The organism is Streptomyces sp. H39-S7, from assembly GCF_027158205.1.
Lineage (GTDB): Bacteria > Actinomycetota > Actinomycetes > Streptomycetales > Streptomycetaceae > Actinacidiphila.
The window spans coordinates 192,859-207,814 of the sequence record NZ_JAPVLU010000009.1 but is presented as its reverse complement, the minus strand read 5'-3'; the positions used below and the strand labels follow the sequence as shown (position 1 = coordinate 207,814).

Here is a 14,956-nt window from a genome sequence, read left to right as displayed (position 1 = left end):
CCCAGGGAGGGGCCCACCGCACGGACCGTCGGCCCGCCGGAACATTCCGGCGGGCCGACGCGCGTTCGGGCCCCGCGGATCGGCGGGTGGGCGTCACGCCTTCACGCCTGCACGATGCGGTCGACCGCCGCCGTGACGAGCTGTTCGCGGTCGGCCGGTGAGAAGACTCCCGGCAGGGTGAGCTGCTCGACGATCAGCCAGTTGAAGGCCAGGTAGAGCAGTTTGACGGAGGTCTCGTCGCCCGGCAGTCCGGCCGCCAGATGGTAGGCCACGTTCGCGTCGAGATCGGCCCGGACCCGCTCGGTCAGCACGGCACGCAGGTCGGGGCGGCGGGTGGCTTCCAGGCGCAGTTCGAGCAGCGCCAGGTAGCCGGTGCGGAAGGCGCTGACCCGGTCGACCAGTTCGTGCATCAGCATCACGTACGTGTCCCGGTCCGACGCGCCGGTCCGCTGCCGGACGGTCGTGGCCTCTTCGGGCTGCAGGCGCTCGTAGACCCGGGCGCCGGTCTGGGTGAGCAGGTCGTCGCGCGTGGCGAAGTAGTTGGAGGCGGTGCCCACGGGCACGGCGGCCTCGGTGTCCACCGCCCGGAAGGTCAGCCCGCGCGCCCCCACGTCGGCCAGCACCTCGATCGCGGCGTCGATGAGGGCCGTCCGTCGCTCGTCGTTCCTGCGCGCCATTGACACCACTCCAGATGTAGTACTACGGTGATACCACTTCAATCACAGTACTATAGATGAGGTTCTTGTATGCGAAAGCTCGTGTACTACGTCGCGGTCACCCTCGACGGCTACATCGCCGGCCCCGGCGGAGAATTCGACTTCTACCCGCAGGGCGACGAGAAGCAGGCCGCCGCCTACATCGAATGGACCAACGCCCGTTTCCCCGAGACCGTCCCGACCTTCCTGCGCGCCGCCCACGGTCTGGCGGACACCCCCAACCCGCGCTTCGACACGGTGCTGATGGGCCTGGGTGCCTACCGCCCCGGCCTGGACGCGGGCTTCACGAGCCCTTACGCCCACCTGCGTCAGTACGTCGTGTCGAGCACCCTCGCCCCCGACACCGACCCCGCCGTCACCGTTGTCGGCGACAGGGATCCGGTCGCCCTGGTCCGAGAGCTCAAGCAGGAGGAAGGGGACCGGGACATCTGGCTCTGCGGCGGGGGACAGCTCGCCGGCGCGCTGCTGCCCGAGATCGACGAGCTGGTCATCAAGAGCTATCCCGTCGTCGCCGGAGCCGGGATCGCGGCCTTCAACGGGGAGTTCAACCCCACCCTGTTCAAGGTCACCGACCGCACCTCGTTCGACAACGACGTCACCATCACCCAGTTCGCCCGGCGCTGACCCCTTGGGGGCTCACCGCATCCGCCCGCCGCGAGGCGGGGCCGGCCGGGCTCGCCGCAGTCTGCTCCGATCACTGGTGCGGGTGCGGATTTCCCTCAACACTGATCACTACAGGTGGCGACACCTGTGAAGACCAGCAAGGACCGGACGGGGGTTCGCCGCCGCACACCCCCGTCCCCGGTCCGCGTTCGAAGGAGCACTTGTGACGCCACCCCTGCAGCAGCCCGTCCGGCGCTCGGCCCTCCGCCGCCGAGGAACCCTTGTCGCGGCAGGTATCCCCATCGCCGTCGTGGCGCTCCTCGCCGGCGCCGCCGGGCCCGCGGCAGCCGCCTCCGCGGGCTCGCCCGGCGTGAACGACCCGTACTTCCCGTTGGCGGGCAACGGGGGCTACGACGTCGAGCACTACGACCTCACCCTCGGCTACGACCCCGCGACGGGCCATCTCGACGGGCGCGCGGTCATCACCGCGCGATCCACCCAGCAGCTCAACCGCTTCAACCTCGATCTGAACGGGTTGAAGGTCACGAGCATCACGGTCGACCGGGCCGCCGCGTCCTTCCGCCGCGACGGGCAGGAACTCGTGGTCACCCCGCGGCACACCATCGGGAAGGACCGCGAGTTCCGTGCCACCGTCACCTACGCGGGCATACCGCAGCCGGTCACCGACCCGGACGGCTCCCTGGACGGGTGGATCCCCACCGACGACGGAGCCTTCGTCGCCGGAGAACCGCAAGGTGCCATGACCTGGTTCCCCGCCAACAACCACCCGCTGGACAAGGCGAGCTACGACTTCACCGTCACCGTCCCCCAGGGGCGCAGCGCCGTCGCCAACGGGGTCCTCCTCGGGCAGACGACCACCGGCGGACGGACCACCTTCCGCTGGCGGCAATCCGAGCCGATGGCCGCGTACCTGGCCACCGCCACCGTCGGCACGTTCAAGGTGGAGCAGTTCACCACTCCGGGCGGCCTGAGGATCTACAACGCCGTCGACCCCCGCGAGGCGGCCGCCGCGGCACCGGTGCTCAAGAAACTGCCGTCGGTGCTGGACTGGGAGAGCAAGCTCTTCGGCCCGTATCCGTTCCGCGGCGCCGGAGCCATCGTGGACCACGCACCGCAGGTCGGATACGCGCTGGAGACCCAGACCCGGCCGGTGTACGACCGGGCGCCGGACCTGGGCACCCTGGTGCACGAGAGTGCGCACCAGTGGTTCGGGGACTCCGTCTCCCTCACCACGTGGAAGGACATCTGGCTCAACGAGGGCTTCGCGACCTACGCCGAGTGGCTGTACGACGAGCAGCACGGCGGCCAGAGCGCACAGAAGACCTTCGACGAGCTGTACACCACCCCCGAGGACGACGAGTTGTGGTCGTTCCCGCCCGGGGACCCCGGCAGCGGGGAGCACATCTTCGAGGCACCCGTGTACTCCCGCGGCGCCATGGCGCTGCACAAGCTGCGCCAGACGGTCGGTGACCGGACGTTCTTCCGGATCCTGCGCGCCTGGGCCACCGACCACCGCGAAGGTCACGGGACCACCGCCCAGTTCATCCACCTCGCGGAGCGTCAGTCCGGCAAGCACCTCGGCGGGTTGTTCCACACGTGGATCGACACGGCGGGCAAGCCGTCCCGGCCCTGACCGGGTGCGTGCGGATGTCAGCGGCTCCCGGCCTCCGGGACACCACCGCCGGCTGCCCGCAACAGGCGTTCACCGAGTGTGCGCAAGGCCTCTTCGCAGAAGCTGCTCGGGCTCCGGCCCGCGTCGCCGTGGGACGCCGTGGACTGGGAAGCCGATCCCGACTGGGAGTGGCGCACCGCCGCCGAGGACACCCCCGAGCAGCTCCTGACGCTCTGGCGGGACGCGGTGTCCCGGTCGCGCGCCCATGTGCGGCAGGCCGTGGCCGACGGGGGCCCGGGGCACATAGCGGCGGTCGTCCACCCGGGCGGGGGCTCACCCAGCCTGCGGCGGCTGCTCGTCGATCTCGTCGAGGAGTACGCGCGTCATGTCGGGCACGCCGATCTCCTGCGCGAGTCCGTCGACGGACTGGTCGGAGAGGACGCCCCGGAGTGACGCCGTCGGTGTCCGGCGCGGGCCGACCGGCCGCGGACGGCCGGGTCAGGGTCGTTCCCGCCGACGAGGCGTCCTGGGACGACCTGCGGGCGATCTTCGGTACCACGGACTATCCGTCCAGTGCCAGTGCCAGCGGTTCAAGATCCTCGGCGACCAGTGGACGTCGGTCCCCCTCGCCGAACGCGCCGAGCGGCTGCGAGAGCAGACCGGCTGCGACGAGGCGGGGGCGTCGTCGACGAGCGGACTGGTGGCCTACTGGGACGGGGAGCCGGCCGGCTGGTGCGCGGTCGAGCCCCGCACCGCCTTCCCCCGACTGATGCGCACCCGGGTCCCGTGGACCGGACGGCAGGAGGACAAGGCCGACGACGGCGTCTGGGCGGTGACGTGCCTCGTCGTCCGCAAGGACTTTCGCGGACGCGGTCTGACCTACCCGCTCGCCCGCGCCACCATCGGATTCGCCCGCGAGCGGGGCGCTCGCGCGATCGAGGCGTATCCGATGATCACCCGGCCCGGAGTGGAGATCACCTGGGGCGAGCTCCATGTGGGCAGCCGGAACGTCTTCGCCGACGCGGGCTTCACGGAGGTGAGCGCGCCGACGCTGCGCCGGGTCGTCATGCGCGTCGACTTCTGACCGCCGGGGCAGGTCCGGACGTCGCGGCGCTGCCCGGCCGGAGGAATCCGCCGGCCGCCGGGCTCCTGTACGGGTTCCCGCCTGCTGTAAATGACTGGCGGGCATCGGAGTGCGGCGGGAGGATCCGGAGAGTCCGGCCGGCCGCGCGTGCGTGGTGTCCGGGCCGCCACGAACCTGCCCCGCGAGGAGTTGTGATGCGTGCTGCCGCGTCCGAGCCGTCCGATCCGTCCGGAGCCCGGCCCGAAGTCCGTGCGGCGGGCGGGGCATTGCGCGGCAGCCGCGAGGCGGGGGTAGCGGTCTTCCGCGGCATCCCGTTCGCCGAGCCGCCGGTCGGCCCGCTGCGCTTCGCCGCGCCGCGGGCGGTACGGGGGTGGGACGGCGTGCGGCCGGCCCTGGAGTACGGTCCGCCGCCCCCTCAGGGCGGCGCTCTGGGCATGGCCGCGATGTCGCGGGACGCGGTGGGCGACGACTGGCTGACGGTCAACGTCTGGTCACCGGACCCGGGTCCGGGCGCGGGCCTGCCGGTGATGGTGTGGATCCAGGGTGGCGCCTACGTGGTCGGTATGTCCGGTCTCCCCGAGTACGACGGCGGCCGTCTGGCACGCGACGGCGGCGTCGTCGTGGTGACGTTCAACTACCGGGTGGGTCCTGAGGGGTTCGGGTGGATCGAGGGCGCGCCCGCCAATCGGGGCCTGCTGGACCAGGTCGCCGCCCTGGAGTGGGTCCGCGACAACATCCGGGCCTTCGGCGGTGACCCGGACCGCGTCATGCTCTTCGGGGAGTCCGCGGGCGCCGGATCCATCGCCGCTCTGCTGGCGATGCCGCGCGCGGCCGGGCTCTTCGGGCGGGCCGTCGCACAGAGTGTGCCGGGCACGTTCTTCTCACCCGAGCTCGCCGCCGACATCGCCACCGCCTGCGCGGCGGAGCTGGGGCTGAAGCCCACCCTCGCCGACCTGTCGGCCGCGGCACCGCCCCGGCTGTCCGCCGCGGGTGACGCGGTCGGCGCCAAGACGGTCCAGTGGGCGGAGCGCTGGGGCCGGATCGCGCACCGGTCGATCCCGTACTCGCCCGTCGTCGACGGGGACACGCTGCCGGTCACACCGTGGCAGGCCCTGGCCGACGGCGCCGGACGGGACATCGAGCTCCTCGTCAGCCACACCCGCGACGAACAGCGTCTGCTCACCCTCCTCGAGGGACGGCTCGGCCAGGTGACGCAGGAGCAGGCGGAGACCGCTCTGGCCGTCTTCGGCCCCGGCCGGGACGGCGCGCTCTGCTACCGCGAGGGGTTTCCGACGGCCGGCCCGGACGAGCTGTACGAACTCGTCCAATCCGACTGGCTGTTCCGCATGCCCTCCCTCCACCTCGCGGAAGCCCAGATCGCGGGCGGGGGCCGTGCCCACGTCTGCGAGCTGACGTGGCCGGCACCGGGTATGGGCGGTGTGCTCGGCGCCTGTCACGGCCTCGACGTGCCGCTCGTCTTCGGCAACCTGGACCGCGGCGGGCCCGCCCTGCTGTTCGGCGAGAGCCCGTCCGCGGAGGCGGAGGAACTGTCCGCCCGCATGCGCGCCGCGTGGACCGCGTTCGCCGCCCACGGCGACCCCGGCTGGCCCGCGTACGACGCCGGTCGACGCCTCGTGCAGCTCTTCGACACCCGGTCGGTGGTCACCGCCTACCCCGAGGAGACCTCCCGGCTGATCTGGCAGGACCACACCTTCCCGGCGGTGCCGCTGATCGGCCGCTAGCGCCCCGGGATCGTCGCCGGCCGTCGGGACGGGCCGTCCCGACGGCTTGACCGGAGAGCACTTACTTAGACTAGCCTTACCTAACATTCGGGTAGGGCTGGGTCCGGAAGGTGTGCCGGTGGGAGCAGAGGGACCGCGAGGGCGAGACGTGCTGGGGCGGGCGGTCGGGGGGCAACGGCGCGACGTGTGCACCGGGGCCGTTCTGGGCGCCGGGCACCAACTGGGCGAAGCCCTGGTGCCGGTGCTGATCGGCGTCGTGATCGACCAGGCGGTGGCCAAGGGCGACACCGGCGCGCTGGTGCGCTGGCTGCTCCTGCTCGGCGTCGTGTACGTCGGGCTGTCGCCGCGGCCGGGCTGGCCCGGCTGGTCGGAGTGGTCGACGAGCCGGTACCGAAGGAAGCGGCCGGTGCGGCGCCGGAGGGACCGCGCGGCGTCCCGACCGTCACCCTGACCGGTGTCGGCCACGCCTACCTGCCCGGCCGGCCCGTGCTGCACGACGTGGACCTGGTCCTGCGGCCGAAGGAGAAGGTCGCCCTCGTCGGTGCCAGCGGGGCGGGCAGGACCACCCTCGCCAAGCTCGTCGTCGGCATTCACCGCCCGACCGCCGGCCGGATCGACATCGCGGGCAGCGAGCCGGGCGAGGCCGGCCGTGCGGTGGCGCTGGTCACCCAGGAGGTGCACGTCTTCGCCGGTCCGCTCGCCGACGACCTGCGGCTGGCCCGGCCGGACGCCGACCCCGAGGAACTGCGCGAGGCGCTGGAGCGGGTGGGCGCGCTGGGCTGGGTCGACGCCCTGCCGGACGGGCTCGACACCGTCGTCGGCGACGGCGGCCACCGGTTGACCGCCGACCGGGCGCAGCAGCTGGCGCTGGCCCGGCTGGTGCTGGCCGATCCGCCGGTCGCGGTCCTCGACGAGGCCACGGCCGAGGCCGGGAGTTCCGGCGCGCAGTTGCTGGAGCAGGCTGCCGAGCGGGCTCTGGAAGGCCGCACCGCGCTGGTCGTCGCGCACCGGTTGAGCCAGGCCGCGGCCGCCGACCGGATCGTCGTCCTGGAGAACGGCCGGGTCGTCGAGAGCGGCAGCCACGGCGAGCTGCGCGCCGCCGGGGGACCCTATGCCGTCCTGTGGCAGGCCTGGTCACAGCACCGAAGCACCGCGGTACCGAGCCGAGATGCCGGACCCGCCGCGGACCACCGGCCGTAACCCCGGCAACCAGTCGTAGCTCCGGCCGGCACTGATCGCCGGCCGGAGGTCCCCCAGGACCCGAACCCGAACCCGAAGCCGAACCCGAACCCGAACCCGAACCGAAGGATCATGTGATGTCCCGCGCCCAGAGAGCCACCCGGTTCGCCGGACGGCTCGCCTCCGTACTGCTGCTCGCGGGTGGGGTGGCCGCCTGCGGCTCGTCCGACTCCGGCACCGGTTCCGGCTCCCCGTCCACTGGTAGCGGCAAGACGGCCGACGCCGGTGCCTTCCCCGTCACCATCGCGCACAAGTACGGCAGTACGACCGTCAAGTCCGAGCCGAAGCGCATCGTCACGGTCGGTCTGACCGACCAGGACGCCGTGCTGGCGCTGGGCAAGGTGCCGGTCGCGACGACGGAGTGGGTCGGCGGCTACAAGGGCGCCATCGGCCCCTGGGCGCAGAGCAAGCTGGGCGGCGCGGCCGTGCCGACCGTGCTCAAGGACACCGGGACCGGGCCCCAGACCGAGAAGATCGCCGCCCTGCGGCCCGATCTGATCATCGCCCTGTACTCCGGCCTGACGAAGGCCCAGTACGACACGCTGTCGAAGTTCGCGCCGGTCGTGGCGCAGCCCAAGGAGTTCAACGACTTCGGCATCCCCTGGCAGCAGCAGACCGAGACCATCGGGAAGGCGCTCGGCAAGCAGGCCGAGGCCAGGACGCTCGTCGAGGGCGTCAAGAGTGCCTTCAGCACGGCCCAGAAGCAGCACCCCGAGTTCGCCAAGGCCACCGCCGTCATGGCGACGCCGTACGCGGCCATCCGTGCCGGCGAGATCCGCGGTTCCCTGCTGGCGCGCCTCGCGCGCTGACGCCCGGCCACGGTGGGCCCGGAGTTCCGGTCCCGCCGTGGCCGGTTGCTCCGGTGTTCGGCCTCCTTCGAAGGTCGGCGCGAAGGGGGTGCATGCGTCGGTCCGAGCGGGGAAGCCGATCAGCGAATTCCGTGCCGCGCGAGGAGGAAACAACGATGCTGATGGCCCATCCCCTGGTGATGAGGGAACTGGTCGAGCAGTACGAGGCCCTCGCGGCCCTCGCTCACCACCAGGCTGTGGGACCCCGGATCCAACAGCAGTTGCAGGACGCCGCGTTCACCCTGTGCGTGTCGACGGACAGTCAGGACGTGGACGCCGCCCTGACCGCGGCGAGAGAACAACTGGACTGCGATTTCCCCGGTGTCGCCGTCCGCCGGACCGCCGCAGCCTGAGCGCCCCTGCGTGGCGCGCTGGGCGCGGCGACGCTCACCGGGTCACGCCGTTGCGCCGGACGAGCAGCAGCGCGGAATCGTCGTCGTGGCCGGTCGCGCGGGCCGGCCCCATCGCGCGGTCGGCGAGTTCGTCCAGGGGGGAACCCGCCCGGTCACGCAGGGTGTCGCCCAGCCGGGCCAGGCCCTCGTCCACCGAGAGCCGCGGCCCCTCGACCACGCCATCGGTGACCAGGGCGAACATTCCGCCCTCGGGCAGGGTGTACTCCACGATCGGGTAGGTGGCCTCGGGCAGGACGCCCAGCGGAAGTCCGCCGGGCCCCTCGTTGACCACCGCCGTGCCGTCCGGACCGGCCTGCACCATGGGGACGTGGCCCGCACGGGCGGTGCGCAGCAGGCCGTCCGCGGTCACCAGAACGTAGAGGCAGGTGGCGAACGCTTTGACGCCCATGCGCAGCATCAGTTCGTTGGTGCACGCCAGGACGTGATCGGGTTCGGGATCCTGCCAGACGTACGCGCGCATGGCCGTGCGCACCTGGCCCATCAGGGCCGCCGCGGTCACGTTGTGCCCCTGCACATCGCCGATGATGCAGGCCGCCGCGCCGCCGGGGAGGTCGATGACGTCGTACCAGTCGCCTCCGACGTCGAGACCGGTCCTGGCGGGGACGTAGCGTGCCGCGATCTCCAGTCGCTGCAGGGCGGGGAGGCGCTGGGGGAGCATGCTGCGCTGGACGGCGTTGGCGAGTTCGACGCGGACGCTGTGCAGGCGGATGCGTTCCCATGCCTGGCCGGCCAGGTTCGCGAGCGCGCCCAGCAGCGTCCATTCCTGGGGGGTGAGGTGGCGCGGCCGGTTGTAGGCGATCACCCAGCCGCCGAGCGGGCGGCCGGCGCCGGCGAGGAACGGGACCATCACGAACGACTCGGCGCCGGTGGCGTGCAGAAGGCTGTGCGCCATGGGCCAGGTCGCGCGGTAGTCGTCCCGGCTGGCGATGAACTGCGGGCGCCCGGTGCGGATGGCCTCGGCCAGCGGTTTGGGCGCGTCCAGGGGCAGCCCGTTCAGGGAGTGGGCGAGGGCGGGGTCGATACCGTCCCCGAACGTCACCCGGAGCCGGTCGTCGTCGACGAACACGAGCAGGGTGCCGGTCCCGCCGAAGGCCGGGGCGAGGCGGTGGAGGATCGCGTCCGTCAGCTCCGCCTCGGTCGACGCCGCGATGAAGGACGCGGACAGCTCCGCGACCAGGTCGCCGCGCCTCAGCTCGGAGGCGTAGGCCTCACGGAGGGCGCGGTGCCGTTCGACGCTCGCTGTGGTGTCCGCGGTGGTGCCGACGATCCGGCGCGGGCCCCCGAATCCGAAGCGGATCATGCGGGAGCGGGTGCGCAGCCAGCGGAGGTGCTCCGGTCCCTCGGAGACGCGGTAGTCGATGTCGACCCGGTCGCGTTCGCCGCGCCGCAGCTCGTGGAAGACCTCGGCCACCCGGTCGCGGTCTTCCGTGTGCAGGGTGGCGAGGAAGCCGTCCAGGTCAAGGCTCTGTCCCGGGCCGATCCTGTTGTGGACCTGCTCGCCGTCGAGCCAGCTGAGGCGGTCTTCGTCCTCGTCGTACATCCACAGCGACTCGCCGGAGAGCACCGCCCCGATGCGCAGGGTCTCCCAGTTGTCCCAGCGGCGCCCTTCCTCGAGACGGATGAGGAGGATGTCCGCCTCGTCGTCCTCGCCGCGTCCTTCGAGGTACGCCGTGCCCACGCGGGTGGCGGACACCATGCAGATGACGCTGCCCTCGGACAGCTCGAACTCCACCGGCTGACGGGTCACCGTCTCGTCCCCGGCGCCGGACCGGCCTCCTGCCATCAGCAGTGACCGGGCGATGTGCCGGCTGCCGTCGGTGACGAGTGCGGTGAACGGGTGCTGGGTGATCGCGTCGGCGTCGCGCTCCAGAAGCCGGCAGGCCCGGCGACTCGCGTCCACGATCCGGCCCCCGCCCGGTTCGCCTCCGGTGGGCAGGACGGAGACCGTCAGCCAGGCGGTGCCGGATGCCAGGGCGCCCTCGTCCTCGGAGCTCTCGTCCTGGTTGTTCCCGGAAAACTCGATCGCAGTCGTCATCGTGTCATCCACTCGGCAGGGGGCGGCGGCCTCTTCAAGGGTTCCCTGCCCAGGGCATCCGGGCACGGGACCTTGGTCACGACCTCACCGGACGGAGGTCCGCGATCGCCGGCGGCCGACCCCACTGTCCGGGTGGCGTGGTGTTTCCGCCGTGAGTGGGGGTCTCGGGCTTCGGGTACACGAGGGAGGACGTCAGCAGGCTGGCTGTTCAGCGAGCACAACGGAGGCAGTGGTGGTGAATTCGGAGCAGGCAGGCGGTGCCGTGCTGTTCGATGTGGACGGCACCCTGATGGACACGGTCTACCTGCACACCGTGGCGTGGTGGGAGGCGTTTCGGCAGAAGGGGCACCAGGTGCCCATGGCGTCGATCCACCGCACGATCGGAATGGGTTCCGACCACCTGCTCGACCGCTTGCTCGGCGAGGACCGGGACCGCGACGAGGACGAAGGACTGAGCGCGGCGCACGACGCGCTCTACGCCCAGTACTGGACGCGCCTGCCTCCGCTGGACGGCGCGGCCGACCTGCTGCGTGCCTGCGCCGATCGGGGCTGGGCCGTGGTCCTTGCCAGTTCCGCCTCGGGCAAGGAGTTCGACGTCATGAGGAAGGCGCTGGGCGCGGACGATGCCATCGACGCGAGTACCAAAGCCGACGACGTGGACGCCAGCAAGCCCTCGCCCGACCTCGTGCGGGTGGCTCTGGAGCGCGCCGGCGTACCGCCCGAGCGGGCGGTTTTCGTGGGTGACGCGCTCTGGGACGCGCGGGCGGCACAGCGGGCGGGAGTCCGCTCTCTCGGCGTCCTGTCCGGCGGAATCTCCCGTCAGGAACTTCTGGACGCCGGGGCGGAGCAGGTCTACGAGAGCCCGGGCGATCTGCTGGCACGGCTCGACGACAGCGCTCTGAGCGACCCGAAGCGACTCTGAAGGGCGCCCTGCGGATCCAGGCGGGGCCGTCCGGTGGATCTTCGGGGATCATTCGGTCCAAGTCCGCTATCTCCTGGTATGGAGGTGGAGGCCCGGGGTAGGCGGCTGAGTGCATCACCCCGTACCGATAGTGGAGGAGACCTCATGGGCACCGAAGACAAGGCCGAGAACACTGCGGAGAAGGCCAAGGGCAAGGTCAAGGAAGCAGCCGGCAAGGCCGTGGGCAACGAGCGCCTCGAAGCCGAAGGCAAGACCGACCAGGCCAAGGGCGACGTGAAGCAGGCCGGGGAGCACATCAAGGACGCCTTCAAGGACTGAGCGGGATACCGCGAACTCCGGGCCGCAGCCAGCGCTGGCTGCGGCCCTCGCGCGTGCGGAAGCGCTGCGCGCTCCTACCGGACGTGGCGTCAACCGGCTGTTTCGGCTCGCGCACCCTCCGGCATCGCCAGCCCGATCAGATGGTCGCCGAAGCCGCCCCTGGCCCGCGCGCGCAGGCGGGCCGACGTCACCACCGTGCAGTCCGCCGTGCGCAGGACGCGGTGGGCGCCCCGTTCGAGTGCCGCGACGAGACCTCGGTCCTCGCCCACGGTCAGGGGCGGGAACCCCCCGATGCGCAGGTAGGCGCTGGCGGCGACGCCCAGGTTGGCGCCGTGGACGTGCGGATGCTCCCAGTGCAGTCCGGCCGCGGGTCGGGAGGCCTCGTACAGTTCCTCGAACCGCGCGGCGAGCGCTGCGGCGTGCGGCGGCCAGCTCTCCACCCGTACGGTGCCGACCACCGCCTCCCAGCCCTCGCCCGCATGTCCGGCCTGCCGTGCCAGCCAGTCCGGCGGGACGGCACTGTCCGCGTCGGTCGTCGCGATCCAGGTTCGCGCCGGCCGCGTGCCGAGCACGGCCAGCGCGTGCGCGACCCCCGCCGCACGGGCCGCGCCGGGGTTCCGGCCGCTGAGTTCCACGACCTCGGCTCCGGCCTCGCGGGCCAGCGCCGCCGTCCGGTCGCGACAGCTGTCGGCGGCGACCACGGTCACGATCCGGACCCCGGCGAGGGCCGGATGACGGCGGGCCACCTCCAGCGCGTCGAGGGCGCGCGGCAGCAGCAGCTGCTCGTTGTGCGCCGGAATGACGACGGCGATCGCTGCGGCGTTCACACCAGGCCCTCACGCGCGGCGGGCGACAGGGGACGGCCGCCGTCGGTATGGGCGCGGCCGAATACCTGCAGGACAAAGTCGTCCTCGCGATGGTTCGCCAGGAGCCCCAGCTCCGGGATGCCGGCCAGAATCACGGCCAGGTCGTCGCCGGTCCGCGCGTGTTCCTCCACCGGATGGTTCCAGTGGACGGTGACGAGCGTCCCGCCGGGCTCCAGGGCCTCGACCGTGCGGTCCAGCAGCCGGGTCAGGTCGTGGGCGTCGAAGTAGTAGAGGAGTTCCGACAGCACGATGAGGTCGAAGGTTCCCGCGGGCCATTGTTCGGGAAGGGTCAGCTGCCGGACGGTCACCCGGGGCAGCTGCGCGGTCCGCCGCGTGGCGGAGGCGACCGCGCTCCCGACCCGGTCGCACGCCAGGACTTCGTCGCACCGCTCGGCCAGCCGGGCGGTCAACTCGCCGACCGAGCAACCGGGTTCGAAGGCGGATCGGTAGCGGGGCCGGGGGAGCGCGGCCACGGTGAGGTCGTACTTGCGCTGTTCGTACCAGCGGCTCGCCAGGCTCCACGGGTCCTCGGAGCCGCGGTACATGTCGTCGAAGTAGGACGCGGCGGTACTCAACGGAAAACGACCTCCAAGTCGCGCAGATGGTGGGCCGTCTCGTCCGGCGGCAGGATCGCCGCGTCTCCCGGGCCCGGTCCGAGAGGGCGGATCTGGCTGGCGAACCGTTCCACGGCGGCTGCCTTGCGGGCCGCGTTCACCGGAGGAAGGGCGATGCGGGCGGCGCTCTCCCACGGCACGCGCGGATCGTCCGGCCGGGCCCAGTGCCACATCCACACGGGATACAGCAGACACGGCACCCCCGCCACCTCAGCCGCCCGCACGGCTGCCCGCCCCGCCGCCTCGTGATCGGCGTGCAGGTCTCCGGTCCAGGGCGCCACGCACAGGGCCGCGCCGCGCAGGAGACCGGCGAGCTCGGCGGCCAGCGGGACCTCCTGGCCGGCCACCTCGGTGTCGGGTACGCCGAGCCGGATCACCCGGGCCCGCTCCGCTCCCAGTTCATTGAGCGCCTGCCGGGTCTCGGTGGCCCGGATGGCGGCCAGCGAGGACGCGCTGACGACGCTGCTGTCCGGGTGCGACCGTTCCCCGTCGGTCACGGACACCACCGTCAGCTCCGTCCCCGCGGCGGCCAGCAAGCTGATCGACCCGCCGAAACCCAGCACCTCGTCGTCCGGATGCGCGGCCACGATCACGACGCGGCCGCTCGCCGGCAGGTCCACCGCGGGCAAGGAGCGCAGAACCGGCCAGGCCCGCCACAGGGCCTCATCCGTCCCCGGCGCGTCGATCGCGGCCGCGGCGGCCTCGTTGCCGGGTGGCGTCACCGGGACCCCTCCGGGCGCGCGATGAGCGCACCCAGTTCGGCCAGGTTCCGCTCGGCGTGGTGCTGGCGGATGTACACGGTCAGGTCGGAGACGTTCCGGGCATGGCGTACGTCATGGCAGAGGGGCCCGGCCCCGGTGGCCCGGCCCACCCGGGTCAGCACCTCGGTGCACACCGCCTCGACCAGGGCCCGCACCCGCAGACTGCGCACTCTGGCCCCGCCTTCGAGGTCCAGCGGATCCCGGTCGATCTCGGCGGCGGCCCGCTCCAGCACCGCCTGCGCGGCGTGCAGCTGCATGTCGATGTGCCCGAGGTGCGCGTCGGTGTGCGGATCCGGTCCCCGTCCGGCCGCCGCGCGGTGCAGGGTCGCGGCCACCGCGCGGGCGCCGCCGTACCAGCAGGCGGCCACGCCGATGCCGCCGTGCTGGAAGCCCGGGCGCGTCAGGTACTCCCCGGCCCGCCCGACCGGCACGGCGGCGACCGCACGGAACCGCACATCGGGGGTGTCGCTGCCCGCCATGCCGATGGCCTGCCACGAGTCCTCGACCGGGCCGCACCCGGGGGACCGTACTTCCACCGCGAACAGCCGCCGCTCGTCGCCGGCCGTGGCGGTCACCAGGGCGTGCGTGCAGCTGTGCGCCCCGGAGCAGTACTGCTTGAGACCGTCGAGCTCCCACCCGTCGCCGACGCGCGTGGCCGTCACCCCGTCGCCCGGCGGCTCGGCGGCCCACACCCCCCACCGTTCGGACGCACCGGGCACCGGACCGTCCAGCTCGGCGAGGATGGCCAGCGCGTCCGCGTGTCCTTCGGCCAACCGCGCCAGGCACAGGTCCTGCTCGGCGACGGAGCGCAGCGCGGCGAAGCGGTCGCCGGTCCGTCCCGATCCGGGCAGCGGGAACTCCAGATCCCCCGCCGCGAGCGACGCGACCAGCCGGGAGAACGCCTGCGACGTCTCCTGACGCGCGGCCTGAGGTGTGAACCCGCTGGGAACCGCGCCGTCGGGCGGCGGGCCCGCGGCACGTGCCGCAGCCGCTGGGTAGGTTGTCTCCGGCATCAATGCTCCTCGACGTCGGGGCCGTACGTCACGGACAGCCGATGACCGCTGTCCGGCCGCCCGGCGCACCGTTCCACTCTGACCCGGCCACCGGGCGGCTGCACCCCGGGGCAGGGGATGGTCAGTCGCCGACTACCCGGGACACCGGG

14 protein-coding genes and 3 pseudogenes are annotated in these 14,956 nt (G+C 72.6%); 11 read left to right on the top strand and 6 right to left on the bottom strand.

Annotated features, from left to right (window positions below):
• Positions 1-101: 101 nt before the first annotated feature.
• Positions 102-677 (bottom strand): TetR/AcrR family transcriptional regulator, encoded by a 576-nt coding sequence (locus tag O3X23_RS11425; protein WP_269271173.1) that lies wholly within the window; start codon positions 675-677, stop codon positions 102-104.
• A gap of 69 nt (positions 678-746) precedes the next feature.
• Between O3X23_RS11425 and O3X23_RS11420 the strand changes: the two genes are divergently transcribed.
• From O3X23_RS11420 to O3X23_RS11380, 9 genes and pseudogenes are all read left to right on the top strand, one after another.
• Positions 747-1,340: a dihydrofolate reductase family protein gene (locus O3X23_RS11420; RefSeq protein WP_269271172.1), complete on the top strand. Its 594-nt coding sequence runs from the start codon at positions 747-749 to the stop codon at positions 1,338-1,340.
• Between the two features lie 202 nt (positions 1,341-1,542).
• Positions 1,543-2,973: a M1 family metallopeptidase gene (locus O3X23_RS11415; RefSeq protein WP_269271171.1), complete on the top strand. Its 1,431-nt coding sequence runs from the start codon at positions 1,543-1,545 to the stop codon at positions 2,971-2,973.
• Positions 2,974-3,051: 78 nt separating this feature from the next.
• Positions 3,052-3,405: a mycothiol transferase gene (locus tag O3X23_RS11410; RefSeq protein ID WP_443047820.1), complete on the top strand. Its 354-nt coding sequence runs from the start codon at positions 3,052-3,054 to the stop codon at positions 3,403-3,405.
• Positions 3,338-4,036 (top strand): GNAT family N-acetyltransferase, encoded by a 699-nt coding sequence (locus tag O3X23_RS11405; RefSeq protein WP_269271170.1) that lies wholly within the window; start codon positions 3,338-3,340, stop codon positions 4,034-4,036. The genes O3X23_RS11410 and O3X23_RS11405 overlap by 68 nt, the downstream gene beginning before the upstream one ends.
• 194 nt (positions 4,037-4,230) lie before the next feature.
• Positions 4,231-5,778: a carboxylesterase/lipase family protein gene (locus O3X23_RS11400; RefSeq protein WP_269271169.1), complete on the top strand. Its 1,548-nt coding sequence runs from the start codon at positions 4,231-4,233 to the stop codon at positions 5,776-5,778.
• 118 nt (positions 5,779-5,896) lie between these two features.
• Positions 5,897-6,121, top strand: a pseudogene (locus tag O3X23_RS11395) (ABC transporter ATP-binding protein); the annotation flags it as partial.
• Positions 6,121-6,978: pseudogene (locus tag O3X23_RS11390) on the top strand (ABC transporter ATP-binding protein); the annotation flags it as partial. The pseudogenes O3X23_RS11395 and O3X23_RS11390, both read left to right, overlap by 1 nt.
• A 116-nt stretch (positions 6,979-7,094) precedes the next feature.
• A pseudogene (locus O3X23_RS11385) lies at positions 7,095-7,769 on the top strand (ABC transporter substrate-binding protein); the annotation flags it as partial.
• 212 nt (positions 7,770-7,981) lie between these two features.
• Positions 7,982-8,218 carry a DUF5133 domain-containing protein gene (locus tag O3X23_RS11380; protein ID WP_269271168.1) on the top strand — a complete coding sequence of 79 codons (237 nt, stop codon included), beginning with the start codon at positions 7,982-7,984 and terminating at the stop codon, positions 8,216-8,218.
• Positions 8,219-8,252: 34 nt separating this feature from the next.
• Here O3X23_RS11380 and O3X23_RS11375 read toward each other — a convergent pair whose 3' ends face one another.
• On the bottom strand, positions 8,253-10,313 hold the full coding sequence (locus O3X23_RS11375; protein WP_269271167.1) for a SpoIIE family protein phosphatase: 2,061 nt from the start codon (positions 10,311-10,313) through the stop codon (positions 8,253-8,255).
• Between the two features lie 232 nt (positions 10,314-10,545).
• Between O3X23_RS11375 and O3X23_RS11370 the strand changes: the two genes are divergently transcribed.
• Together O3X23_RS11370 and O3X23_RS11365 are read left to right on the top strand one after the other, a co-directional pair.
• Complete coding sequence (locus tag O3X23_RS11370; RefSeq protein ID WP_269271166.1) at positions 10,546-11,235, top strand: HAD family hydrolase; 690 nt, start codon at positions 10,546-10,548, stop codon at positions 11,233-11,235.
• 144 nt (positions 11,236-11,379) lie between these two features.
• Positions 11,380-11,553 carry a CsbD family protein gene (locus tag O3X23_RS11365; protein WP_269271165.1) on the top strand — a complete coding sequence of 58 codons (174 nt, stop codon included), beginning with the start codon at positions 11,380-11,382 and terminating at the stop codon, positions 11,551-11,553.
• Positions 11,554-11,642: 89 nt separating this feature from the next.
• Here the strand turns inward: O3X23_RS11365 and O3X23_RS11360 are convergent, their stop codons facing one another.
• From O3X23_RS11360 to O3X23_RS11345, 4 genes are read right to left on the bottom strand one after another with little or no spacing between them, the layout of a single operon-like run.
• Positions 11,643-12,380 (bottom strand): glycosyltransferase, encoded by a 738-nt coding sequence (locus O3X23_RS11360; protein WP_269271164.1) that lies wholly within the window; start codon positions 12,378-12,380, stop codon positions 11,643-11,645.
• Positions 12,377-12,994, bottom strand: coding sequence for a class I SAM-dependent methyltransferase (locus O3X23_RS11355; RefSeq protein WP_269271163.1), 618 nt, complete (start codon positions 12,992-12,994; stop codon positions 12,377-12,379). Before O3X23_RS11355 ends, O3X23_RS11360 begins: the two co-directional genes overlap by 4 nt.
• On the bottom strand, positions 12,991-13,755 hold the full coding sequence (locus tag O3X23_RS11350) for a PIG-L deacetylase family protein (protein ID WP_269271162.1): 765 nt from the start codon (positions 13,753-13,755) through the stop codon (positions 12,991-12,993). The genes O3X23_RS11355 and O3X23_RS11350 overlap by 4 nt, the downstream gene beginning before the upstream one ends.
• Entirely contained in the window at positions 13,752-14,807 is a 1,056-nt protein-coding gene (locus O3X23_RS11345) for an acyl-CoA dehydrogenase (RefSeq protein WP_269271161.1), read from the bottom strand. The genes O3X23_RS11350 and O3X23_RS11345 overlap by 4 nt, the downstream gene beginning before the upstream one ends.
• Positions 14,808-14,956 lie beyond the last annotated feature (149 nt).